The organism is Pseudoxanthomonas sacheonensis, from assembly GCF_010093305.1.
Classification (GTDB): domain Bacteria; phylum Pseudomonadota; class Gammaproteobacteria; order Xanthomonadales; family Xanthomonadaceae; genus Pseudoxanthomonas_A; species Pseudoxanthomonas_A sacheonensis.
Genome location: NZ_PDWS01000018.1, coordinates 14,157 through 37,430, shown reverse-complemented (window position 1 = coordinate 37,430; position 23,274 = coordinate 14,157). Strand labels below are relative to the sequence as shown.

Here is a 23,274-nt window from a genome sequence, read left to right as displayed (position 1 = left end):
TTCTTTTGATCACGGCTTTCGCGCATGTTCGAGTCCCTTACCCAGCGTCTTTCCGGCACCATCGAGCGCCTGCGCGGCCGTGGCCGCCTGAGCGAGGAAAACATCCGCGAGGCCACCCGCGAAGTGCGCATCGCCTTGCTCGAAGCCGACGTGGCCCTGCCGGTGGTGCAGGCCCTGATCGAACGCATCAAGGTGCGCGCGGTCGGCCAGGAAGTGCTGAAGAGCCTCACCCCCGGCCAGGCGCTGATCAAGATCGTTCGCGACGAACTGACCGCGGTGATGGGTTCGGCCGCCACCGACCTCAACCTCAACGTACCGGCGCCGGCGGTGATCCTGATGGCCGGCCTGCAGGGTGCGGGCAAGACCACCACCGTGGCCAAGCTGGCCAAGCACCTGAAGGAAAAGCGCAAGAAGAAGGTGATGGTGGTCAGCGCCGACGTCTACCGTCCCGCCGCCATCGAGCAGCTGAAAACGCTGGCCCAGCAGGTGGACGTGCTGTTCTTCCCGTCCGACGCGTCGCAGAAGCCGGTCGATATCGTCAAAGCCGCGATCGCCGATGCGCGCAAGTCGTTCGCCGACGTGCTGATCGTCGACACCGCCGGCCGCCTGGCCATCGACGAAGCGATGATGTCGGAAATCAAGGCGCTGCATGCGGCCATCAATCCGGTCGAAACTCTGTTCGTGGTCGATTCGATGACCGGCCAGGACGCGGCGACCACGGCCAAGGCGTTCTCCGAAGCGCTGCCGCTGACCGGCGTGGTGCTGACCAAGACCGACGGCGACGCACGCGGCGGCGCGGCGCTGTCGGTGCGTTACGTCACCGGCAAGCCGATCAAGTTCATCGGCGTGGGCGAAAAGCCGGACGGCCTGGATATCTTCCACCCCGACCGCGTCGCCAGCCGCATCCTCGACATGGGCGACGTGCTGTCGCTGGTCGAACAGGTGGAACAGAACGTCGACCAGGAAAAAGCCGCCAAGCTCGCGGCCAAGGTCGCCAAGGGCAAGAAGTTCGACCTCAATGACATGCGCGATCAACTCGAGCAAATGCAGAACATGGGCGGCATCAGCGGCCTGATGGACAAGCTGCCCGGCATGGGCCAGGTGCCCGAGAACGTGAAGCAGCAGGTCACCGGCAAGGAAGTGCCGCGCATGGTCGCCATCATCGGCTCGATGACCAAGAAGGAACGCCGCAATCCCGCATTGCTCAACGGCTCGCGCCGCGCCCGCATCGCCCGCGGTTCCGGCACCACGCCGGCCGACGTCAACCGTCTGCTCAAGCAGTACCAGCAGATGGAAAAAATGATGGGCAAGCTGGCCGGCGGCGGCATGAAGGGCCTGATGCGCGGCATGAAGGGCATGATGGGCGCACGTGGCGGCGGTATACCGTTCCGTTGAGGTTCCTGCCAGCGTCGGTGCGGGAATGGACCGGCAGTTCCGCGACGTAAAAATTGTTGCCGTCATCCCTGCGAAGGTGGGAATCCAGCGACTTCGAACTCGCAGGAGCCAAGTCGCTGGATTCCCGCCTTCGCGGGAACGACGGTTTTCAGCTTTCTTGAAAAAAAACCGGAATCGGCATGCACGCAGCTTTGTTCAACGGACGACCGGCAAATGCGGACGAGCTGCGTGCTCTCGCGCTGGTCAATTATGGCCACTTCACTTCCATGCAGGTGCGCGACCGTGCGGTGCAAGGGCTGGAATTGCACCGGAAGCGGCTGGAAGCGGCGACACGCGAACTGTTCGGCGCCGAACTGGATTTTCCGTCCGTGCGCGAACAAATGCGCCAGGCGACCGTCGATAACCCGGACTGCACCTTGCGCGCCACGGTGTTCTCGCGAAGCTTCGACTATCGCAAGCCGGCGGGAAGCTTCGCTCCTGATGTCTTGATCTCGCTATCGCCTCCTGCATCGTCATCGGCCCGTGCGCTGCGGGTGAAATCGTTCGAGTTCCAGCGCCCGTTGCCGCATATCAAGCATGTGGGCACCTTTCCCTTGTTCCATTACCGCCGGCTGGCGCTGGGGCAGGGCTACGACGATGCGCTGTTCGTCGATGCCGAGGGCAGGATCTCGGAAGGATCGGTATGGAACCTCGGTTTCTGGGATGGGGCACAGATAGTTTGGCCCGAGGCCCCAGCACTGCGCGGGACGTCCGAACAATTGCTACAGGCGGGCCTGCGGGAGTCCGGGGTCGCGCAAGTCGTTCGCCGGGTCCACCTGCCTGGGTTGGGCGGGTTCCGGGCTGCATTCACCAGCAATGCCAGCGGGATCCAGTCAATCGCAAGTATTGATGAGACGGAGTTCGAGGCCGACTCAAAGCTTTCGTCGATTCTGCAGAAAGCCCTGGAAACCCAAGCCTGGCAAGCCTTGTAGAGCCGAGCTTGCTCGGCTTGCTCTTTCCATGGGCCGCCCAGCCGAGCAAGCTTGCCTCTACAAAACGAGAGGTTGGCGGGGTTTCCTTCCGCAATTCAATGGCTTAGAATTGTCGGTTCACCGCGCCGCAATGGCGACTGGGCAACACAGGAAAGCATCACAATGGTCAAGATTCGCCTTACCCGTGGCGGCGCCAAGAAGCGTCCGTTCTACCACATCATCGTCACCGACTCGCGCAGCGCGCGCGACGGCCGCAACATCGAACGCCTGGGTTACTACAACCCGGTTGCCTCGGGCAACGAAAAGCGCATCGAGCTGGACACCGCACGCGTCGACCATTGGGTCGGCCAGGGCGCGCAGATGACCGACAAGGTCCGCAACCTGTACAAGGAAGCGGGCAAGGTCGCGGCGCAGGCTTCGGCCTGATCCGCCAGGACGGCGTGTCGAGCGCCGTCCTTTTCCCCCATGAGCGATAACGAACGTCGGATCCTGCTGGGCAGGATCGTCGGCGCCTTCGGCATACGCGGTCAGATCAAGATCGAGTCCTGGACGGAGCCGCGCGATGCGATCTTCCGCTACCAGCCGTGGATCCTGGTCGACGCCGCAGGCCGCGAGCGCCAGTTCGAAGGCGCGCGCGGCAAGGAATCGGGCAAGCATCTGGTGGCCACGTTTCCGGACGTGACCGACCGCGATGTGGTCGAAGCCATGCGCGGCACCGATATCTATGTGCCGCGTTCGGCATTGCCGCCGCCCAAGGCGGGCGAATTCTACTGGGTCGACCTGGAAGGATTCCGGGTGGTCAATGTGGAAGGCGTGGACTTCGGCACCGTTTCGCACCTGTTTTCCACCGGCGCCAACGACGTGTTGTCGATTCGCGGCGATCGCGACCGCATGGTTCCGTTCGTCGAACCGGATTTCGTCAAGTCGGTGGATTTCGAAGCCGGCCTGATCACCGTGGATTGGGATCCGGATTTCTGATGCGAATCGACGTGGTCAGCCTGTTTCCCGAATTCATCGCGCAATGCGCGGGTTTCGGGGTGGTCGGCCGCGCCCAGGAGCGCCAGCTGCTGTCGCTGCACGGCTGGAATCCGCGCGACTATGCCGAGGGCAATTACCGCCGGGTAGACGACCGCCCCTTCGGCGGCGGGCCGGGCATGGTGATGATGATCGAGCCGTTGCAGGCCTGCCTGTCGGCCGCGCGCGCGGACAGCGAGTTGCCGGCCAGGGTGATCTATCTGACGCCGCAGGGCGCGCCTTTGACCCAGCGCAAGGTCCGCGAACTTGCCGCGCTGCCGCGCCTGGTTCTGCTCTGCGGTCGCTACGAAGGCGTCGATGAGCGCCTGGTGGCGGCCGAGGTGGACGAAGAGATTTCCATCGGCGACTACGTGTTGTCCGGCGGGGAGCTGGCCGCGGCCGTGCTAATCGATGCGGTGGCGAGACTCCAGGAGGGCGCGCTGAACGATGCCGAGTCGGCGGCACAGGACAGTTTCGAGGCCGACGGCTTGTTGGACTGCCCCCATTTCACCCATCCGGCCAGCCATGCCCTGGGCGAGGTGCCGGCGGTCCTGCGCTCCGGCGACCATGCGGCCATCGCGCGCTGGCGCCGCCAGCAGGCCCTGGGGCGGACCTGGCTGCGCCGACCAGAACTGCTGGACGAGGCTTCCCTGTCCAAAGCCGACCGGGCGCTGCTGGAGGCGTTCCGGAGAGATTCCCTTCCCCCAGCGGGGGAAGGTGGCGCGTAGCGCCGGATGGGGGTGCGGCGGAGTGGGAGTGCTGGCAGTTTGGGGAATAGACGCAAGCGGCTTTGCGGACTTGGTGAGGAAGCCACGGCTTGTGCATCCGGACTCCGCCGTACCCTCACCCCAACCCTCTCCCGGCGGGAGAGGGGCTAAAGTCAGCTAACCCTTTGCCCCGCCGACAAATTTTGGGTTAGAATATGCGGCTCGCCTGCCGGAACCCGAGTAGGCGGAACCCCACAATAATATCGTGCAGCACAATCCGGTGACTGCATCAGTTTCCAGTTGTCGAACGACACGCCCACGACACTTACACGGTGCCACCATGACCAAGCTCAACATGAACATCCTGGCTGATTTCGAAGCCGCCCAGATCAAGCGCGAACTGCCCGCTTTCGGCCCCGGCGACACCGTCGTGGTGAACGTGAAGGTCAAGGAAGGCAACCGCGAGCGCGTGCAGGCCTACGAAGGCGTGGTGATCGGCAAGAAGAACGCCGGCCTCAACTCCGCTTTCACCGTGCGCAAGATCTCGCACGGCTTCGGCGTCGAGCGCGTGTTCCAGACCCACAGCTCGACCATCGACTCGGTGGAAGTGAAGCGCCGCGGCAAGGTCCGCGCGGGCAAGCTGTACTACCTGCGCGATCTGGAAGGCAAGGCCGCCCGCATCAAGGAAGACCTGGCCGCCGGCCAGCAGGCCAAGGCCGCCAAGCTGGCTGCCGCTGCCGCCGCAGAGTAAGCGTTACTTCCCAGCATCAACGAAACGGCCACCTCAGGGTGGCCGTTTTGCTTTATGCGATGCGGAACCGCTTCGGCTTGAATGAGTCGTCGGGCCTTGCTGTGCAGCAGAGCTGCGCTAATTTTCCGGTTCGCCGGGGAACTGAGCAGCGCCTTGAGGGACGATGACTCCAGGCAGCATGCGCGAGGTCCAGATGTGCACGGCCTGCCGAAGATCGACGGGCTCATCCAGGGAGCCGCCTTTCACGCTGACAGTGTCGGTGGAACCGCGCCGCTGATGCCATAGCCGGGACCCGCAGTCCGGGCAGAATGCGCAGTCGAGCGTGTTGCCGGTGTCGGTGGGCCGCGACCAGAATTTCGGGGCTCCCTGGGTCAAGCGCAATGCAGCGTACGGCACGATGAAAGAGATGCCGAAGGCGGAAGCCGATTGTTTCCGGCACTCTCTGCAATGGCATATGTACAGATCCAGGGGCTCGCCAGAAATTTCGTAGCGGATCGAGCCGCATTGGCAACCGCCTAATGAAACGCTGTCGCTCATTAGCTTTTCCTTTGAGCACTTGAATTAGATGGATTCGCGAAGCGGCCTGAATGAATTGCCAGGCTTCACTGCGTATATCCATCCGCTGCTGCTTTTTGCGGGTCGGCAAAAATGGCCATGGCTGTGTTCATGCGACGGAAGCCGAATTTGGCATAGAACGGCTCCCGACCAGGAACGGCATACAGGATGATTTTGCGATGGCCTTTGGAAAGGTCAACCAATCTTTGTATGAGCTCTTTCCCAAGGCCGGAGCCCTGATAGGAAGGGTGGACCACAATGTCGCAGAGATAAGAGCAGTCCACTCCGTCGGCAACGGCGCGTCCGGCAGCAATAATCCTTTCGTCATCGAACGCGAGGCTTTTGAACATGCTGTTCGAATAAGCGGTCTTCAACCAATCGCCGCTCTTGGTGCCAAGAGGGGCGATGCGATAGAGCTCGGACATCTCATCCCAATCGACCGTGTCTATGGTTTGCGTCCAATGAATTGCCATGATGCTCCCATGAAGCCTAATGCTTGAACTAAGCCAGGCCGCGAAGCGGCTTCGGCTTGGATGAATTGTTAAGCCTGCACCGATTCGATGAATGCGCCAATCACACTCAAGATGGCGAGTAGACCGCCAACTAGTACTATTACAATGTTCAAAGCACCAAATCGACGGTTCGGATCATGCTGAGGAGCGATGCGCGCGTTGATGCGATTGACGGCTCGTTGGATCGGGAGCATGAACAGTACTGAGCCGAACGATAAGAGCAGGTAAGGAGGAGGCGAGTAGCTCAACAGGGTCGCCACAATCCATGCGGTGAACAATAACGCCGCAGATGGCGTCGCAATCGCTTGTTGCTGGGCCATGAATCGAACTCGGCGGAACAGCGGATAGCAAAACAATAGGCCAAGAACCGAGCGCCACGGAGGAGAAATGCGCGACTGATCGCGGCTCTTCACCAGGCGCCAGTTCTTGTAAAACCAGTAAATCTGATACAGGCCAAATGTGCACACGGACATTACGGCCAATTTTGTAACCGAAACAGGAAAGAATGCGGGGCTGCGAGCCAAATTGGCCTGCGGTACGACGTCGGCGATCGGCAGTGCTGCTTCCCAAGAACTCATAGATGTGCGCTCGCAGGCCTAACTATTGTCAATACGGCAACCATACCGTGACAAAGGATAATATCCCGCCTTCCCGACATCATTCTCCTCCAATGATCGAATCCCCCTCCATCCGCCTGGACATCTGGCTCTGGGCCGCGCGCTTCTACAAGACACGCAGCCTGGCCAAGCAGGCCGTGGAAACCGGGAAAGTGGAGGCGGGCGGGCAGCGCGCGAAACCGTCGCGGATGGTGCGGGTCGGCGATGGTTTGAAGGTATCGCGTGGCGAGGAGCGCTTCGAAATCCAGGTGCTGGCGCTCAGCGAACAGCGCGGGCCGGCCAGCGTTGCGCAGACGCTCTATGCCGAAAGCGAAGAATCGCGCGCGCAACGCGAACAGGTACGCGCGCAACGCGCCGCCGAACGCAACGGCTATCGCGCGCCGGAGCACAAGCCGGACAAACGGGCGCGGCGGCTGATACAGGCGTTGGGGGATCTGGACGCGTTGTAATCCGGGAAGGATGGTCCGAACAAAAATCGGATTGGATTCTCCTGTTCGGATTCCCCCATCCCGTTCGTGGTGAGCCTGTCGAACCACGCTCTTTGCGAGTTGTCTCAAATCGCGTGAAGCTGATTTTCCCTTGAAAAGCGTGGTTCGACAGGCTCACCACGAACGGGACTCTTCGTAGGCCCACCACGAACGGTATTTCTGTTGTGTCGAACGACGGGTTTTTTTCATGCAACAAAAAAACGCCGGCAGTGATGCCGGCGTTTTCCGTATGACAGGGAGAATCGGGCTCAGCGCTTGCCGCCCAGCAATCCGCCGCCGATCTTCAGCAGATCGCCCAGGCCCAACTGGCCGTCGCCGTCTTGGTCCAGCACCGCGCCGAGCAATCCGCCGCCCAGGCCGCCCTGCTGCTGCGCGACCTGACGCTCCTGGCCGAGTATCTGGCTGAGGCCGCTGGGATTCGCATTGCCCTGGCTCATGAAGCGTTGGGCCAGGAACGACAGCACGATCGGGGCCAGGATCTTCATCAGCTGACCGGCCTTGTCGCCGCCCAGGCCGGTGGCCTGGCCCAGGCTGGCCTCTGCGCGCGGCTGGGCGCCGCCGAAGATGTGGCCGAGGATCGCCGCACCGTTGCTCTGTGCCGCCGGGGCTGCGCTGCCGCCCAGGACCGCGCCCAGCACGCTGCCCAGGTCCAGGCCGGTGTGATCGCGCTGCAGGGCGCCGAACAGGGCTTCGGCGCCCTGGGGTTCGGCAGTGTTCTTGCCCAATGCGCCCAGCAGCAGCGGCAATGCCGCGCTGATGGCGCTGGCGGTCTGCATCTGGCCGGTGCCCAGTTGTTGGGAAACCTGCTGCAACGGTGCGCCCTGCAATTGCTGGAACAGTTCTTCGGCGAGGCTGTTGGTGCTCATGTCGGCGTCCTCCAGGACGTGGGTATGAAGCGGACAGCCATGCTATCCCTATTCGGAGCAGGGCTGTACTCACACTTTGACCTCAGGCCGAAGCGAAGGGTGTGCCGGCGCTCAAAAAAGGGCGCGAAAATCGCGCCCTTTCCATGTTGCCTGGCCTCCTGCCGTTGGTCGGCCGCGCTGATGCCCGAAGAGGAACCTGCTCCTCCCGGATCAGGCAAGATCGAAGCGATCCAGGTTCATCACCTTGGTCCAGGCGGCCACGAAATCCCTGACGAACTTGTGTTGCGCATCGGAACTTGCATATACCTCGGAAAGCGCGCGCAGCACGGAGTTGGAACCAAACACCAGGTCGACGCGGCTCGCGGTCCACTTGGTGGCGCCGGTCTTGCGGTCACGGCCCTCGAAGGCTTCGCGTGCCTCAGAGGCCGGTTTCCATTCCGTGCCCATGTCCAGCAGGTTGACGAAGAAGTCGTTGCTCAGCGTGCCCGGTCGATCGGTGAACGCACCGTGCTTGCCGCCACCCGCACCCAGCACGCGCAAGCCGCCAACCAGTACCGTCAGCTCCGGCGCGGTAAGAGTGAGCAGTTGCGCTCGGTCGACCAGCAGCGCTTCGGCAGGCACGCTGTAACGTCCCTTGGTGTAATTGCGGAAGCCGTCGGCGATCGGCTCCAGCACCGCGAACGATTCGACGTCGGTTTGGTCCTGACGCGCATCCGCACGTCCTGGGCTGAATGGCACGCTGATGTCGTTGCCCGCCGCTTTCGCCGCCTGCTCCACGCCGACGCCGCCAGCCAGCACGATCAGGTCGGCCAGTGAGATTTTCTTGCCGCCGCTCGCTTCCAGGTTGAACTCCGACTGGATGCGTTCCAGTGCTTTCAGCACCTTCGCCAGTTGCCCGGGCTGGTTCACTTCCCAGTCCTTCTGCGGGGCGAGGCGGATGCGTGCGCCGTTGGCACCGCCGCGTTTGTCGCTACCGCGGAAGGTCGACGCCGAGGCCCACGCGGTGGAGACCAGTTCGGATATCGACAGACCGGACGCGGCGATCTTCGTCTTGAGCGCGGAGATGTCGGCTGCGTCCACCAGGGCGTGGTCGATGGTGGGAATCGGGTCTTGCCACACCAATTCTTCCTTCGGCACTTCCGGGCCCAGGTAGCGCGCTCGCGGCCCCATGTCGCGATGGGTCAGCTTGAACCAGGCGCGAGCGAAGGCATCGGCGAAAGACTGTGGATTCTCAAGGAAGCGCTTTGAGATCGGCCCATAGATCGGATCGAAGCGCAGCGACAGATCGGTGGTGAGCATCTTCGGGCGCTGCTTCCTGGAGGCGTCATGCGCGTGCGGCACGTCCTCAGGCGCACCCCTGGCCACCCATTGGTGTGCGCCGGCCGGCGATTTCTCCAACTCCCACTCGAAGCCGAACAGGTTCTCGAAGAACTTGTTGCTCCACAGCGTCGGGGTCTGGGTCCAGGTGACCTCGATGCCGGAGGTGATGGTGTCGCCACCCTTGCCGCTGCCGAACTTGTTGTGCCAACCGAAACCCTGGGCCTCCAGCTCGTCTGCTTCGGGCTCGGGGCCGACGTTATCGGCTGGTCCGGCGCCATGCGTCTTGCCAAACGTGTGGCCACCGGCGATCAGGGCGACGGTTTCCTCGTCGTCCATCGCCATGCGGGCGAAGGTATCGCGGATGTCCTTCGCCGCCAGCAGCGGATCGGGGTTGCCGTCGGGGCCTTCCGGGTTGACGTAGATCAGGCCCATCTGCACGGCGGCCAGCGGGTTCTCGAGATTTCGGCTGTGCGCGTCGCCATCGGCCTTGTCGTCGGACACCAGCACGGCCTGGTCGCCACCTTTCGCCACGCCCGGGTCGCCGTGCGCGTAGCGCACGTCGCCGCCCAGCCACGTGGTCTCGCGGCCCCAGTACACGTCCTGGTCGGGTTCCCACACGTCGGGGCGGCCGCCGCCGAAACCGAAGGTGCGGAAGCCCATCGTTTCCAATGCGACATTGCCGGCGAGGATCATCAGATCGGCCCAGGAAATTTTCTGGCCGTACTTCTGCTTGATCGGCCACAGCAGGCGGCGCGCCTTGTCCAGGCTTACGTTGTCCGGCCAGCTATTGAGCGGTGCGAAACGTTGCTGCCCGCGGCCGCCGCCGCCGCGGCCGTCCTGGATACGGTAGGTGCCGGCGCTGTGCCAGGCCATGCGGATGAAGAGGCCACCGTAGTGGCCGAAGTCGGCCGGCCACCAGTCCTGCGAATCCGTCATCAGCCCGCGCAGATCCTTCTTCAGCGAGTGGTAGTCGAGCTTCTTGAACTCCTCTGCGTAGTCGAAATCCCCACCCAACGGATTGGACTTGGCGGAATGCTGGTTCAACAGATCCAGCCGCAGTTGCTTGGGCCACCAGTCGCGGTTGGTCGTGCCGCCGCCGGCGGATTGGTGGAACGGGCACTTCGCTTCGGTAGACATGGTTCTTTACCTCTGGCAGTTGGGGTTTTCGGTTTGGGATTGTTTTGGCGTGCGAACATCCGATGCGATCGCTTTATGCGGTCACGTTCCGGTGCATATGCGCAGCTTGCATGTGGATACGCGAGCCTCATGACGGGCTGGCGGCAAATCGGCGTTTCGCGAGGCATCAGGACGCGGCAGGAGCGGTGGGTGGCCAACTCTTCCTGCGGAGATGCACATGGCTGGCGTCCTTTGACGTTGGCGATCAGTCAGTAGGTTAGCCAATGCGAACGATTAATGAAAATCGTTTTTCGCAACCAATTCGATAGTGTCGTTCAATGGTGCGATGCGCAATCGTAGGTCGGGGCTACGTCCCCGACGCTCGTGTCGTTTGGGTATCCGTACGTCGGGGGCGTAGCCCCGACCTACAGCAGTGATTTGAGGCGGTACAGCGCTTCCAACGCCTGCTTGGGCGTCAACTCATCGGGGTCGAGTGCGGCCAGTGCCTCCTGCGCCGCAGAGGTTGCTGGGGCGAATAGGCCGAACTGTTGCGGTGCGTCCAATGCCTGCGGCGCCATCTGCGCGGCATGGCTTTCGCCACCGCGTTGTTCGAGTTCCGCCAGGCGACGACGCGCCTGTTGCACCGTGGTCTTCGGCAAGCCAGCCAACGCGGCGACCTGCAGGCCGAAGCTGCGATCGGCCGGGCCGTCCTTCACCGCATGCATGAACGCCAGCGAATCGCCGCCGTTTTTATCGTGGTGCTCCACTGCATCCAGATGCACGTTGGCGATACCGCTGCCGGGTTCGGCCAGCGCTGTGAGTTCGAAATAATGGGTGGCGAACAACGTGTAGCAGCGGTTGGTCGCGGCCAGGTGCCGCGCTACGGCATCGGCCAGCGCCAGCCCGTCGTACGTCGAAGTGCCGCGGCCGATTTCGTCCATCAGCACCAGCGACTGCTCGGTGGCGTGATGCAGGATGTAGCTGGTCTCGGCCATTTCCACCATGAAGGTGGATTGTCCGCGCGCCAGGTCGTCGCCGGCGCCGATGCGGGTGAGGATGCGGTCGGTCGGTCCGATCACCGCGCGCGAGGCAGGCACGAAGCTGCCGATGTGGGCCAGCAGCACGATCAGCGCGTTCTGGCGCATGTAGGTGCTCTTGCCGCCCATGTTGGGGCCGGTGATGATCAGCATGCGTGGTTCGCCGCCGCGATCGTCCCCGCCCAGTACCAGGTCGTTGGGTTCGAAGGGTTCCTCGCGCACCGCTTCCACTACCGGGTGGCGGCCGCGTTCGATGCGCAGGCCCGGTTTATCGCTCAGTTCGGGTTGCGACCAGTCCAGGGCCTGTGCGCGCTCGCTGAAGCCGGCCAGCACGTCGAGCTCGCTCAGCGCCGAGGCGCATCGCTTCAGCGGCTCGAGCGCTACGCCCAGCGTGTCGAGCAGTTGCTCGTACAGCAGTTTTTCGCGCGACAGCGAGCGTTCGCGCGCTGACAGCACTTTGTCCTCGAAGGACTTGAGTTCTTCGGTGATGTAGCGCTCGGCGTTGCTCAGCGTCTGCCGGCGGGTGTAGTGCACCGGCGCGCGTTCGGACAGCGCCTTGCTGATCTCGATGTAGTAGCCGTGCACGCGGTTGTAGCCGACCTTGAGCGAGTTGATGCCGCTGCTTTCGCGTTCGCGCGTTTCCAGGTCGATCAGGAACTGGTCGGCGTGGGTGCTCAGGCGGCGAAGTTCGTCCAGTTCGGCATCGTAGTCGGCGGCGATCACGCCACCGTCGCTGAGTTTCATCGGCGGCTGCTCGGCGATGGCGGCGGCCAGCAGGTGCGCGGTATCGGTGTGTTCGCCCAGTTCGGCCGAAAGCGCCCGCAGCCGGGGGGAATCGAGCGGGGCGAGCGTTTCGCGGATGCCTGGCAACATGGCCAGGCCGTCGCGCAAGGTCGACAGATCGCGCGGGCGCGCCGAACGCAGTGCCACGCGGGTGAGGATGCGTTCGATATCGCCCAGCGCGCGGAAGCGTTCGCGCAGCGCGTCGTCGGCGCGGCTTTCGATCAGCGCCGCCACGGCCTGGTGGCGTTGGCCCAGTACCTGACGATCGCGCAGCGGACGGTGCAGCCAGCGCCGCAGCAGGCGTCCGCCCATCGGACTGACGGTGGAATCCAGCACGCCGAGCAGGGTGTGCCTGGTGTCGCCATCGACGCGCGTGTCCAGCTCCAGGTGCCGGCGCGTGGCCGCATTCATGGCGATGGCATCGCCCGCCGATTCCACCGCGATCGCGGTCAGGTGCGGCAGGCGCTGTTTCTGGGTTTCCTCCACGTAGCCGAGCAGGGCGCCGGCGGCGGCAGTGGCGAGGGGGCGGTCATCGATGCCGAAACCGCTCAGGTCGTGCAGGCGGAAGAACTGCAACAGCTGTCGGCGTCCGCTGTCGGCGTCGAACAGCCAGGGGGCGCGCCGGCGCAGGCCCGTGCGCGCGGTCAGGAACGCAGGCCAGCCTTCCTCATCGGCGATCAGCAGCTCGGCCGGCTCCAGGCGCGAGAGTTCGGCTTCCAGCGCATCGGCGCTGTCGACTTCGTTGACCAGGAAACGGCCGCCGGCCAGGTCGGCCCATGCCAGCCCATAGCCTGACTTTCCACGCGAGACCGCCATCAGCAAGGTGTCGCGGCGCTCGTTCAACAGCGCCTCGTCGGTCACCGTGCCCGGAGTGACGATGCGCACCACCTTGCGTTCCACCAGGCCCTTGGCCAGCGCGGGGTCGCCGATCTGCTCGCAGATAGCCACCGACTCGCCCAAGGCCACCAGCCGCGCCAGGTAGCCTTCGTAGGCGTGTACGGGCACCCCGGCCATGGGGATCGGCGCGCCGGCCGAACTGCCGCGCTGGGTCAGGGTGATGTCCAGCAGGCGCGCGGCCTTGCGGGCGTCGTCGTAGAACAGTTCGTAGAAGTCGCCCATGCGGAACAGCAGCAGCAGGTCCGGATACTCCGCCTTGGCGGCGAAGAATTGCTTCATGAGCGGCGTATGGGTAAGGGTCGCCGGATCGCTCACGGTCGGGAATCAACAATCAAGGTCAAGGCCGGAGCTGGGGGGAAGGGGAAGTCTAGCGGTCCGTGGGCGGGCTCGCGAATCGGTTGAAACATTAAGGCCATCCCGATTTGGGAAACTTGGTATGGGTGCACTGCAAAATGCCGTATCGTAAAGATAGTGTTAAGTTCGGGAGGCGACGTGGGGAAGCGTCCACTACCACATATTTTTGGGGACTCAGAACAACACCGTATTTATCAAAAACTTGCGATTCGATGACCCTGGGAGGGGATAACAATGGTCGTTGCAAAACCGCAGCACAAGATGCTGACAGTCGCTGTGTTCACAGCGCTTTTTGCCGTATCGCAGGCGCAAGCCCAACAGGCCGCGTCGCCGGCGAAAACCGATGACGAGCCCACCACGCTGGCCACCATGACGGTGACCGCGCAGAAGCGCGAAGAGGCGATGCAGGACGTGCCGATTTCGGTCACCGCCTTGCCCGAGCAGCTGCTGAAAGATACCGGCGTGCGCGATATCAAGGACCTGCAGGTGCTGGTTCCCGGCCTGACCGTGACCAGTACCCAGAGCGAAGCCCTGACCACCGCGCGTATCCGCGGCATCGGTACGGTAGGCGACAACGCCGGCCTGGAGTCTTCGGTCGGCGTGATCATCGATGGCGTCTACCGCGCCCGCAACGGCGTGGGCTTCGGCGACCTGGGCGAACTGGAGCGGGTGGAAGTGCTGAAGGGCCCGCAAGGCACCGTGTTCGGCAAGAACACCTCGGCCGGCGTGATCAATATCGTCACCCGCCGCCCAAGCTACTCGCAGAGCGCCGAAGGCGAGATCACCGTCGGCAACTACGGCGCCATCGGCGTCTCGGGCTCGTACAACGATGCGCTGAGCGACAACGCCGCATTCCGTATCTACGCCACCAAGCGCAAGCGCGACGGTTTCCTGGATGTGGAACCCTCGCGCGGCCCGCGCACGGTGGACGAGGACAACGACCAGAACTTCCACTCCATCCGCGCCCAGCTGCTGCTGGAACCGACCGACAACCTGGACATCAACTTCATCGGCGACTTCACCAGCCGCGAGGAAAACTGCTGCTCGGCCGTGCAGACCGTGGTCGGCTCGACCGCCGCGATCATCAACGGCGTGGGCGGAGCCGGTTCCATCCCGACGGTCGCCGATCCGTTCGCACGCATCGCCCACAGCAACCGCAGCACCGAGCAGGACATGAAGGACAAGGGCATCTCGGCCGAAGTCAACTGGGAATCGCCCTGGTTCGGCGGCGCGACCCTGACTTCGATCACCGCATTGCGCGACTGGCAGTCGATCAATGCGCTGGACTTCGACTACACCGGCGCCGATCTGCTGTACCGGAACGCGAACGAGGACGAATCGCTGACCCGCTTCGAGACCTTCAGCCAGGAATTCCGCCTGACCGGCGCCACCGACAGCATCGACTGGATGGTGGGCGCGTTCTACGCCGACGAAGATCTGACCCGGCACGATTCCTACAGCATCGGCACCGGTTACGAAGCCTTCCTGTCCACCGCCCTGCTGGCGCGGATCAACCCGGCGCTGGCGGCATCGCCGACCGCTCCGCTGTTCCTGTCGCAAACCACCGGCCGCGCCTTCGGCACCACCTTCGCGCCGGGCCTGGGCGCGCTGGACCACTACGACCAGAACGCCAAGAGCGTGGCGCTGTTCACCAACAACACCTGGCACGCGACCGATGCGCTCGACCTGACCCTGGGCCTGCGCTACACCCGGGAAAAGAAGACCCTGGACTCGGTCTATTCCAATCCGAACGGCGCGCCGGCCTGCGCATCGTATTTCGGTCCTACCGGCGCGCCCAGCGCGGCTGCCATCGGCCGCATCGCGACCGCCCTGACCACCCGCGGCATTCCGTTCGCCTCCCTGCCGGCTGCGCAACAACAGGCGCTGATCGGCAACATCATCGGCTTCAGCTGCCTGCCCTGGGCCAACGCGCTGCACAACGGCCGTTCGACCCACCAGGAGCGCGAGGAGAAGGAATGGTCCGGCACGCTCAAGGCGGCCTACCGCTGGAACGACCACGTGATGACCTACGTTTCGGCGGCGCGCGGCTACAAGGGCGGCGGCTTCAATCTGGATCGCGTGCAGACCTCCAACGGCCTGTCCAGCGGCGGGCAGGGCATCGTCCCGGTCAACGACACTTCGTTCGACGGCGAGTTCGTGGATAGCTACGAACTGGGTGCCAAGACCACTTGGCTGGACGGCAACCTGCTGCTCAACGCGACCTTGTTCCACCAGACCTACGACGACTTCCAGCTCAACAGCTTCCTGGGCACCAGTTTCGTGGTCCGTTCGATTCCCAAGGTCACCTCGCGCGGCGTGGATACCGAAATCCTGTGGCAGCCCAGCAAGGGCCTGATGCTGCAGGGCGGCCTGATGTACGCCGACACCTTCTACGGCGACGAAATGCCCACGCCCGATTTCGTGGGACCGGATGGGGCCCTGTACAAGCTGCCCGGCAACAAGACCAGCTTCGCACCGGAGTGGTCGGGCACCGCGTCGGCGACCTACGAATGGGATTTCGGCGCGAGCCTGGTGGGCCGTTTCAACATCGGCGCCAAGTACACCTCCGAATTCAATACCGGTTCCGATCTGGACGTGGAGAAGATGCAGGACGCCTACACGGTGGTCAACGCCCGCTTCGGCATCGGCGCCAAGAGCAAGCGCTGGATGCTGGAATTCTGGGGCCTGAACATCTTCGACGAAGAGTATGTGCAGGTGGGTTTCGACGGTCCGCTGCAGACCGCCAGCCCCACTCCGAACGACCCGCGCAATACCTACAACGCCTTCCTGGGCGCACCGCGCACCTATGGCGTGACCTTCCGCATCCAGTACTGATCGCGCAAGGTCGGAAAACCAGCGGCCCGCCATGGAAGTGGCGGGCCGTTTTCGTTGGGCGTGGGCGCACGTAGCAGACAGCCGCCTGCTTTTCCGATACAACGGCAGCTCCGTCGCCATTCCGTCAAAGCCGTCAAAGCCGCCAATGTCCATCCCCAACGACCACGATCTGCTCACGCTCGCCCAGAACCTCGGCGTGCGCCTGCGCGATACGCACCATCGTTTGGTGACCGCGGAAAGCTGCACCGGCGGCTGGATCGCCAAGGCGGTGACCGATATCGCCGGCTCGTCCGACTGGTTCGATTGCGGCATGGCCGCCTACAGCTACGAGGCCAAGCAGGCGCTGCTGGGAGTGCGTCCGGAGACGCTGGAAGTCCACGGCGCGGTCAGCAGGGAAACGGTGATAGAAATGGTGTCCGGCGCCCTGGTCAATTCGGGCGCCAGCATCGCCGTGGCGGTCACCGGTATCGCCGGACCCGGCGGCGGCAGCGAGGGCAAGCCGGTGGGAACGGTGTGGATAGGCTGGAAACGGCGTGGTGGCTATGCGCGGGCCGAGGTCTTCCACTTCGATGGCGACCGGGAAGCGGTGCGCAGGCAGACCGTGGCGGCGGCGCTGCGGGGGCTGGACGGGCTGGCGGGCTGAGCGGAATTGAAACTCTGGAACCGGGGAAGTTGGCGCTGGATCGCATTCGCGTCGCTGACTGGAGGCTGGTGCACTGGCTGGCTTTGGTTCTTGCTGGCGCTCACTTGGGGCATGCCCGGTATCCTGACGATGGAATCTGATCGGGGTGCTTTTGAGCTGTTGGAATTCGCTACCGTGCGACCCTATCCGCAGGTGCTGTTCGCGGTATTTCTCTTCTTCATGTTGCCGCCACTGCTGCTAGGCGCATTGCGCAATTGGTGGGACCGCGATGGGCACGCTCGCGCAGCGCTGGCATGGCCATTGCGCGCGCCGGCTTTCTGGTTGCCGGGCGTGCTGTGGTGCGTGGGCTGGATCGCGGTGTCGTTCGTTCTTCATGACAACGACGGGCTGGAACTGGTCGCAATGGCCGTTTCGATGCTCGTCTTTTTCGCGACACCGTTCTTTTGCCTGAATCCTTCCACGCTCGACGATACCGCTCCTGCACGCTGGTGGCGGCCTGGTTGGCCGGGAATGCGGGCGCTGGCAATGTGCTTGGCGTTTTGGGCGGGTTCCTCACTGATCAGTTTCGTGGTGGGAGAGCTGACTGCCATCGGCTCCACGTCCTGGATGACAGCGCTGCTGTCGGTCCTGGACGAGTTGTTATCGGCCTGCTTTCTGGTCATAGCCATTGCGGCTTGGCTCAACCGGGGACATTGGCGAGCCATCCGAAGCGATCTGTTGAGCATTTGGCGCAACGGTTTCGTCGGCGAGTACGTCTGGCAAAGCGCGGCCATTGCGGTTGTCTTCATTGCATTGGCGTTTCCTATATTGGTGTCTGCGATTCAGGCGATCTTTGTCATTCCTCAATACGAGCATTGGGCGAGCGCGACAGGCGCGGAACTCCCGACTGGGTTGCGATTGCTGCGGGACGCCTATCGCGCCGACGGAACCTTGCTGTTTGTTTTCGTTGTTCCGTTGGAGCTGTATTTCACCCTTGTCCAAGGACGGCTCATGAGGCAGCACGGCGTCGGCAAGGGCTTGATCACGAAATAGTTGCTTTCCAGATTCGTTAGTAGTATTACTACTAACCATGGATCTGACCGACACCCAGCAAGCCATCCTGGCCATGATCGCCGAGCGCATCGGCGCCGACGGCGTGCCGCCATCCCAGGCCGAAATCGCCAAGGCTTTCGGCTTCAGCGGGGTGCGCGCTGCCCAGTACCACATCGAGGCCCTTGAGGCCGCCGGCGCGATCCGCCGGGTGCCCGGGCAGGCGCGGGGTATCCGTCTGGTCCACGACGATACCGATATCCCTGTGCCTGAAGCCGTCCTTCCCGATAACGCACTTCGCCTGCCGGTACTGGGGCGCGTGGCGGCCGGCCTGCCGATCGGCGCCGACATACGTTCGGACGATTTCGTGCTGCTGGATCGCGCCTTCTTCGCCCCGGCGCCGGATTACCTGCTGAAAGTGCAGGGCGATTCCATGCGCGATGAAGGCATCTTCGATGGTGATTTGATCGGCGTGCACCGCACCCCGGACGCACGTTCCGGGCAGATCGTGGTGGCGCGCATCGACGACGAAATCACCGTCAAGCTCCTGAAGATAGGCAAGGACCGCATCCGTCTGCTGCCGCGCAATCCCGACTATTCGCCGATCGAGGTCATGCCCGGCCAGGATTTCGCCATCGAAGGCCTGTATTGCGGTCTGGTGCGTCCCAATCGCTGATATCGCAGCCGTCCCATCGTTCGTCCACCAATAAGAAAAAGGCTTTATTTATCAAACAGGAAATTTCCGACACGTCTTCAAGCCGTTGTCCGCTAGCCCCAGTCCGCGTTGCAAAGTTAATTTCGATCACGGCAGTTCGCGTCGCAACCTGTGCGACCCATGGCCGCTAAATTGCCCTCAACCCGACAAACCACCAAGGACACCACGATGGACGAGAACAAGAAGCGCGCACTTTCCGCGGCCCTGACCCAGATCGAACGCCAGTTCGGCAAGGGCTCGGTGATGCGCATGGGCGACCAGATCATCGAAGCGGTCGAGGCCATTCCCACCGGCTCGCTGATGCTGGATATCGCACTCGGCATCGGCGGCCTGCCCAAGGGCCGCGTGGTGGAAATCTACGGTCCCGAATCTTCCGGCAAGACCACCCTGGCCCTGCAGACCATCGCCCAGTGCCAGAAGCGCGGCGGCACCGCGGCCTTCATCGACGCCGAACATGCGCTGGATCCCATCTACGCTGCCAAGCTGGGCGTCAACGTGGACGATCTGCTGCTGTCGCAGCCCGATACAGGCGAACAGGCGCTGGAAATCTGCGACATGCTGGTCCGCTCCAACGCCGTGGACATGGTGGTCATCGACTCGGTCGCCGCATTGACGCCGAAGGCTGAAATCGAGGGCGAAATGGGCGACCAGCTGCCCGGCCTGCAGGCCCGGTTGATGAGCCAGGCGCTGCGCAAGCTGACCGGCAACATCAAGCGTTCCAACTGCATGGTGCTGTTCATCAACCAGCTGCGCATGAAGATCGGCGCGATGATGCCGGGCCAAAGCCCGGAAGTGACCACCGGCGGCAACGCGCTGAAGTTCTATGCCTCGGTGCGCCTGGATATCCGCCGTATCGGTGCGATCAAGAAGGGCGACGAAATCATCGGCAACCAGACCAAGATCAAGGTGGTCAAAAACAAGTTGGCCCCGCCGTTCAAGCAGATCGTCACCGAGATCCTGTACGGCGAAGGCATCAGCCGCGAAGGCGAGCTGATCGACATGGGCGTGGAAGCCAAACTGGTGGACAAGGCAGGTGCCTGGTACAGCTACGGCGACGAACGCATCGGCCAGGGCAAGGACAATTCGCGCCAGTACCTCAAGGACAACCCGCAGGTCGCCACGCGCCTGGAAGGCGAACTGCGAGACAAGTTCCAGCCGACCGAAGTCAAGCCGGACGAGGTCGAAGAGGACGCAGAGATTTGATCGGGATTGGCGCAAGGACGCGCCGCTTTTTCGATCAGGAGCCAAGTCGACGTGCCGGAAGAAGATGCCGCTGGTCCCAATGCCGTTGCTCGGGATGCCGATGTCCCGCCGTCCGGTTCCCGCAAGCGCAAGCAGCGGGAACTGACGCCTACGCAGCGGGCGCTGGCCCTGCTGGTGCGGAGGGAACATTCGCGCAAGGAGCTGGCCCGCAAGTTGGCCGAGCGCGGAATCGAGAGCGAGGCCGCGTCGGCTGCGATTGAAAGGCTGACTGGCGACGGGTGGCAGAGCGATGCGCGCTTCGCCGAACTGCTGGTGCGCACCCGGGCCGCGCATGGACAGGGGCCGATCCGTATCCGGGCCGAACTGGGCACTCATGGGCTGGATGGCGACACCATCGAGACCGCCATGCAGGCCTTCGATGGCGACTGGCGTCAGGCGGCCCAGGATCTGGTCCGCCGTCGTTTTGGTCTGGAACTGGCTTCGGCCGACCCGGTGCAGCGCCGCAAGGCGGCCGATTTCCTGTACCGGCGCGGCTTTGATGGCGATACGGTCAGGTCGGCTTTGCGCGGCGACCTGCAGGACTGATCCGTTCCGGCCTGTTAACCTTTGCGGATTGGGTTGTCTGCTCCAGCGCGCGTCCGCATCCTGTCGGTGCCGCGGCACTTCAGACGTGCCCGCCCGCCAAATGCCAGCCAGATGACTACTTCCAAGCTCAGCAGCAGCCAGATCCGCAGCGATTTCCTCGAATTCTTCCGTGGCAAGGGCCACACCATCGTGCCTTCGGCCCCGCTGGTGCCCGGCAACGACCCGACCCTGCTGTTCACCAACTCGGGCATGGTCCAGTTCAAGGATGTGTTCCTGGGCGCGGAAAAGCGCAGTTACGTGCGCGCGGCAGACGTCCAGCGTTGCCTGCGTGCGGGCGGCAAGCACAACGACCTGGATTCGGTCGGCTACACCGCGCGCCACCACACCTTCTTCGAGATGCTCGGCAACTGGTCTTTCGGCGATTATTTCAAGAAAGATGCCATCGCCTGGGCCTGGGAACTGCTGACCGAGGTCTGGAAGCTGCCCAAGGAGCGCCTGCTGGTCACGGTGTACCACACCGATGACGAGGCTTATGAGCTGTGGAACAAGATGGTCGGCATCCCTGCCGAACGCATCGTCCGCATCGGCGACAACAAGGGCGCGCCTTACGCTTCGGACAATTTCTGGCAGATGGCCGACACCGGACCATGCGGTCCCTGCACCGAGATCTTCTACGACCACGGCGACCATATCGCTGGCGGCCCGCCGGGTTCGCCGGATGAGGACGGCGACCGCTTCATCGAAATCTGGAACCTGGTGTTCATGCAGTTCGATCGCCAGCCCGACGGCACCCTGGTGCCGCTGCCGGCGCCCTGTGTGGATACCGGCATGGGCATGGAGCGCCTCGCCGCGATCCTGCAGCACGTCCACACCAACTACGAAATCGATATCTTCCAGACCCTGATCGCCAAGGCTTCCGAGCTGACCGGCACCGCGGACCTGGAGAACAAGTCGCTGCGCGTGATCGCCGACCACATCCGCGCCTGCTCGTTCCTGATCGTCGATGGCGTGCTGCCGTCCAACGAAGGCCGCGGCTACGTGCTGCGCCGGATCATCCGCCGCGCCCTGCGCCATGGCTGGATGCTGGGCGTACGCCAGCCGTTCTTCCACAGGATGGTGCCGACCCTGGTCGCGCTGATGGGCGAGGCCTATCCCGAGCTGCCGGCGGCGCAGGACCTGGTGGAGCGCGCCCTGAAGGCCGAGGAAGAGCGCTTCGCCGAAACCCTGGACTCGGGCATGCGCATCTTCGATGACGTGGCCTCGCGCGCCAAGGGAGTGATTCCCGGCGCGGACGCTTTCCGCCTGTACGACACCTACGGCTTCCCCGTGGACCTGACCGCGGACATCGCGCGCGAGCGCGGGCTGTCGGTGGATATGGCCGGCTTCGACGCGGCGATGGAGCAGCAGCGCGAAACCGCGCGCGCCGCCGGCAAATTCTCTTCCGGTTCGGGATTGCCCGCGGAGCTGGTGGCGAAGTTGAAGCCGACCGAATTCCTGGGCTACGACGCGCTGGATGCCGGCGGACTGGTGGTGGCCGCGCTGTTGAAGGAAGGACGCCCGGTCGACTCCGTGGGCGCCGGCGACGAGGCCGTGGTGATTCTGGACCGCACGCCTTTCTACGCCGAATCCGGCGGCCAGGTCGGCGACACCGGCGTGCTGGCCGAGCAGGGCGTCAAGTTCGAAGTAAGCGATACGCTGAAATACGCCGGCCAATTCCACGGCCATGTAGGCCGGGTTACGGCCGGTAGCCTGAAGATCGGCGACCACGTGCTGGGTTCGGTCGATGCGCCGCGCCGCGCCGCCATCATCCTCAACCATTCCGCCACGCACCTGTTGCACGCGGCGTTGCGGGAGCTGCTGGGCACGCATGTGCAGCAGAAGGGCTCGCTGGTGGCGCCGGACCGGCTGCGCTTCGACTTCGCGCACTTCCAGCCGGTGACCGCGGCCGAGCTGGCTGAGATCGAGCGCCGCGTCAATGCGCAAATCCGCGCCAACCATGCTGCCGAAGTGCACAACATGGGCATGCAGGAAGCCCTGGATTTCGGCGCCATGGCCCTGTTCGGCGAGAAATACGGCGAGCATGTGCGCGTGCTGAAGATGGGCGGCTATTCCACCGAACTCTGCGGCGGCACCCACGTGGGCCGCACCGGCGATATCGGCCTGTTCAAGATCGTAAGCGAGGGCGGCGTGTCGTCGGGCGTGCGCCGCATCGAAGCGGTGACCGGGCAGGGCGCGCTCGATCTGGTTTCCGCCGAAGAACAGCGCCTGCAGGAAGCGGCGGCCCTGCTGGGCGGCAGCGCTGGCGAGGTGGTCGAGAAGGTGCGGCAGCTGACCGAGCGCCAGAAAAAGCTGGAGCGCGAACTCGAAAGCCTGAAGGCCAAGGCTGCCTCCGGTGCCACTGCGGATCTGGCGGGCTCGGCGGTGGAAATCGAGGGCGTGCGCGTGCTGGCCGTCAGGCTGGAAGGATTCGACGCCAAGGCGCTGCGCGACGCCATGGACCGGCTCAAGCAGCAGCTGGGCGATGCGGTCATCGTCCTGGCGGGAGCAGCCGAGGGCAAGGCTTCGCTGGTGGCCGGGGTGAACGGCTCCGCAATGGGCCGGGTCAAAGCGGGGGAACTGCTGGCGCACATCGCCAGTCAGACCGGGGGCAAGGGCGGCGGCCGCCCGGATCTCGCCCAGGGTGGTGGTGAGGACGGGCCCGCCCTTGCCTCGGCGCTGGCGGACGTTCCGGCTTGGGTAGCCCAACGGATACGGCCCTAAATCCACGAAACGCGAGCTTGCGGGTCCTAGTGGCCGGCCGTTACCATGTTTCACGTTGATGAATGAATCAGGAAGCGTTTACGCCTCCGTTAAGGCTAAAACGCCCTCCCGGCACTACTCT

20 protein-coding genes are annotated in these 23,274 nt (G+C 63.8%); 14 read left to right on the top strand and 6 right to left on the bottom strand.

What is annotated here, in order from left to right:
• The first annotated feature begins 24 nt into the window (after nt 1–24).
• The 6 genes from ffh (at nt 25) to rplS (ending at nt 4,838) form a co-directional block, all read left to right on the top strand.
• Nucleotides 25–1,395, top strand: coding sequence for a signal recognition particle protein (gene ffh, locus CSC73_RS14490; protein WP_163841528.1), 1,371 nt, complete (start codon nt 25–27; stop codon nt 1,393–1,395).
• 179 nt (nt 1,396–1,574) lie between these two features.
• A complete protein-coding gene (locus tag CSC73_RS14485; protein WP_163841526.1) occupies nt 1,575–2,366 on the top strand; it encodes an aminotransferase class IV family protein in 792 nt (263 codons plus the stop codon).
• Nucleotides 2,367–2,528: 162 nt separating this feature from the next.
• On the top strand, nt 2,529–2,792 hold the full coding sequence (rpsP, locus tag CSC73_RS14480; RefSeq protein ID WP_093280962.1) for a 30S ribosomal protein S16: 264 nt from the start codon (nt 2,529–2,531) through the stop codon (nt 2,790–2,792).
• A 39-nt stretch (nt 2,793–2,831) separates the two neighbouring features.
• Nucleotides 2,832–3,344 carry a ribosome maturation factor RimM gene (gene rimM / locus CSC73_RS14475; protein WP_163841524.1) on the top strand — a complete coding sequence of 171 codons (513 nt, stop codon included), beginning with the start codon at nt 2,832–2,834 and terminating at the stop codon, nt 3,342–3,344.
• Complete coding sequence (gene trmD, locus CSC73_RS14470; protein ID WP_163841522.1) at nt 3,344–4,108, top strand: tRNA (guanosine(37)-N1)-methyltransferase TrmD; 765 nt, start codon at nt 3,344–3,346, stop codon at nt 4,106–4,108. The genes rimM and trmD overlap by 1 nt, the downstream gene beginning before the upstream one ends.
• Before the next feature lie 319 nt (nt 4,109–4,427).
• A complete protein-coding gene (gene rplS, locus CSC73_RS14465) occupies nt 4,428–4,838 on the top strand; it encodes a 50S ribosomal protein L19 (protein ID WP_093280946.1) in 411 nt (136 codons plus the stop codon).
• Between the two features lie 117 nt (nt 4,839–4,955).
• On the opposite strand, the gene CSC73_RS14460 is transcribed toward rplS, so the two are convergent.
• The 3 genes from CSC73_RS14460 to CSC73_RS14450 all read right to left on the bottom strand — a co-directional run bounded on the left by CSC73_RS14460 (nt 4,956) and on the right by CSC73_RS14450 (nt 6,483).
• Complete coding sequence (locus CSC73_RS14460) at nt 4,956–5,375, bottom strand: GFA family protein (RefSeq protein ID WP_163841520.1); 420 nt, start codon at nt 5,373–5,375, stop codon at nt 4,956–4,958.
• Nucleotides 5,376–5,440: 65 nt separating this feature from the next.
• Nucleotides 5,441–5,866 (bottom strand): GNAT family N-acetyltransferase, encoded by a 426-nt coding sequence (locus CSC73_RS14455; RefSeq protein ID WP_163841518.1) that lies wholly within the window; start codon nt 5,864–5,866, stop codon nt 5,441–5,443.
• Between the two features lie 68 nt (nt 5,867–5,934).
• On the bottom strand, nt 5,935–6,483 hold the full coding sequence (locus CSC73_RS14450) for a hypothetical protein (protein ID WP_163841516.1): 549 nt from the start codon (nt 6,481–6,483) through the stop codon (nt 5,935–5,937).
• Nucleotides 6,484–6,575: 92 nt separating this feature from the next.
• On the opposite strand from CSC73_RS14450, the gene CSC73_RS14445 reads away from it, so the two are divergent.
• Nucleotides 6,576–6,971, top strand: coding sequence for an RNA-binding S4 domain-containing protein (locus tag CSC73_RS14445; protein ID WP_163841513.1), 396 nt, complete (start codon nt 6,576–6,578; stop codon nt 6,969–6,971).
• Between the two features lie 287 nt (nt 6,972–7,258).
• Here the strand turns inward: CSC73_RS14445 and CSC73_RS14440 are convergent, their stop codons facing one another.
• The 3 genes from CSC73_RS14440 to mutS form a co-directional block, all read right to left on the bottom strand.
• The gene (locus CSC73_RS14440; RefSeq protein ID WP_163841511.1) at nt 7,259–7,876 is read right to left on the bottom strand and encodes a DUF937 domain-containing protein; all 618 of its coding nucleotides are present in this window, start codon (nt 7,874–7,876) and stop codon (nt 7,259–7,261) included.
• Between the two features lie 210 nt (nt 7,877–8,086).
• Nucleotides 8,087–10,333, bottom strand: a complete 2,247-nt coding sequence (gene katG, locus CSC73_RS14435; RefSeq protein WP_163841509.1) for a catalase/peroxidase HPI — start codon at nt 10,331–10,333, stop codon at nt 8,087–8,089.
• Between the two features lie 404 nt (nt 10,334–10,737).
• Nucleotides 10,738–13,308 (bottom strand): DNA mismatch repair protein MutS, encoded by a 2,571-nt coding sequence (gene mutS, locus CSC73_RS14430; RefSeq protein WP_163841686.1) that lies wholly within the window; start codon nt 13,306–13,308, stop codon nt 10,738–10,740.
• Between the two features lie 336 nt (nt 13,309–13,644).
• Here mutS and CSC73_RS14425 point away from each other — a divergent pair, with 336 nt between their 5' ends.
• The 7 genes from CSC73_RS14425 to alaS all read left to right on the top strand — a co-directional run bounded on the left by CSC73_RS14425 (nt 13,645) and on the right by alaS (nt 23,153).
• Nucleotides 13,645–16,218, top strand: a complete 2,574-nt coding sequence (locus CSC73_RS14425; RefSeq protein WP_211840895.1) for a TonB-dependent receptor — start codon at nt 13,645–13,647, stop codon at nt 16,216–16,218.
• A 145-nt stretch (nt 16,219–16,363) separates the two neighbouring features.
• Nucleotides 16,364–16,861 carry a CinA family protein gene (locus CSC73_RS14420; RefSeq protein ID WP_163841506.1) on the top strand — a complete coding sequence of 166 codons (498 nt, stop codon included), beginning with the start codon at nt 16,364–16,366 and terminating at the stop codon, nt 16,859–16,861.
• Nucleotides 16,862–16,867: 6 nt separating this feature from the next.
• The gene (locus CSC73_RS14415) at nt 16,868–17,893 is read left to right on the top strand and encodes a hypothetical protein (protein ID WP_163841504.1); all 1,026 of its coding nucleotides are present in this window, start codon (nt 16,868–16,870) and stop codon (nt 17,891–17,893) included.
• Between the two features lie 37 nt (nt 17,894–17,930).
• Nucleotides 17,931–18,566: a transcriptional repressor LexA gene (gene lexA, locus CSC73_RS14410; RefSeq protein WP_163841503.1), complete on the top strand. Its 636-nt coding sequence runs from the start codon at nt 17,931–17,933 to the stop codon at nt 18,564–18,566.
• Between the two features lie 207 nt (nt 18,567–18,773).
• Nucleotides 18,774–19,808, top strand: coding sequence for a recombinase RecA (recA, locus tag CSC73_RS14405; RefSeq protein WP_163841502.1), 1,035 nt, complete (start codon nt 18,774–18,776; stop codon nt 19,806–19,808).
• A 51-nt stretch (nt 19,809–19,859) separates the two neighbouring features.
• Entirely contained in the window at nt 19,860–20,393 is a 534-nt protein-coding gene (gene recX / locus CSC73_RS14400; protein WP_163841500.1) for a recombination regulator RecX, read from the top strand.
• A gap of 111 nt (nt 20,394–20,504) precedes the next feature.
• Complete coding sequence (alaS, locus tag CSC73_RS14395) at nt 20,505–23,153, top strand: alanine--tRNA ligase (protein ID WP_163841499.1); 2,649 nt, start codon at nt 20,505–20,507, stop codon at nt 23,151–23,153.
• The last annotated feature ends 121 nt before the right edge of the window (nt 23,154–23,274 follow it).

Excerpts from the sequence above, each read along its gene's own strand:
- ffh (WP_163841528.1), top strand. The coding sequence starts at position 25 with ATGTTCGAGTCCCTTACCCAGCGTCTTTCCGGCACCATCGAGCGCCTG.
- CSC73_RS14485 (WP_163841526.1), top strand. The coding sequence starts at position 1,575 with ATGCACGCAGCTTTGTTCAACGGACGACCGGCAAATGCGGACGAGCTG.
- rpsP (WP_093280962.1), top strand. The coding sequence starts at position 2,529 with ATGGTCAAGATTCGCCTTACCCGTGGCGGCGCCAAGAAGCGTCCGTTC.
- rimM (WP_163841524.1), top strand. The coding sequence starts at position 2,832 with ATGAGCGATAACGAACGTCGGATCCTGCTGGGCAGGATCGTCGGCGCC.
- trmD (WP_163841522.1), top strand. The coding sequence starts at position 3,344 with ATGCGAATCGACGTGGTCAGCCTGTTTCCCGAATTCATCGCGCAATGC.
- rplS (WP_093280946.1), top strand. The coding sequence starts at position 4,428 with ATGACCAAGCTCAACATGAACATCCTGGCTGATTTCGAAGCCGCCCAG.
- CSC73_RS14460 (WP_163841520.1), bottom strand. The coding sequence starts at position 5,375 with ATGAGCGACAGCGTTTCATTAGGCGGTTGCCAATGCGGCTCGATCCGC.
- CSC73_RS14455 (WP_163841518.1), bottom strand. The coding sequence starts at position 5,866 with ATGGCAATTCATTGGACGCAAACCATAGACACGGTCGATTGGGATGAG.
- CSC73_RS14450 (WP_163841516.1), bottom strand. The coding sequence starts at position 6,483 with ATGAGTTCTTGGGAAGCAGCACTGCCGATCGCCGACGTCGTACCGCAG.
- CSC73_RS14445 (WP_163841513.1), top strand. The coding sequence starts at position 6,576 with ATGATCGAATCCCCCTCCATCCGCCTGGACATCTGGCTCTGGGCCGCG.
- CSC73_RS14440 (WP_163841511.1), bottom strand. The coding sequence starts at position 7,876 with ATGAGCACCAACAGCCTCGCCGAAGAACTGTTCCAGCAATTGCAGGGC.
- katG (WP_163841509.1), bottom strand. The coding sequence starts at position 10,333 with ATGTCTACCGAAGCGAAGTGCCCGTTCCACCAATCCGCCGGCGGCGGC.
- mutS (WP_163841686.1), bottom strand. The coding sequence starts at position 13,308 with ATGAAGCAATTCTTCGCCGCCAAGGCGGAGTATCCGGACCTGCTGCTG.
- CSC73_RS14425 (WP_211840895.1), top strand. The coding sequence starts at position 13,645 with ATGCTGACAGTCGCTGTGTTCACAGCGCTTTTTGCCGTATCGCAGGCG.
- CSC73_RS14420 (WP_163841506.1), top strand. The coding sequence starts at position 16,364 with ATGTCCATCCCCAACGACCACGATCTGCTCACGCTCGCCCAGAACCTC.
- lexA (WP_163841503.1), top strand. The coding sequence starts at position 17,931 with ATGGATCTGACCGACACCCAGCAAGCCATCCTGGCCATGATCGCCGAG.
- recA (WP_163841502.1), top strand. The coding sequence starts at position 18,774 with ATGGACGAGAACAAGAAGCGCGCACTTTCCGCGGCCCTGACCCAGATC.
- alaS (WP_163841499.1), top strand. The coding sequence starts at position 20,505 with ATGACTACTTCCAAGCTCAGCAGCAGCCAGATCCGCAGCGATTTCCTC.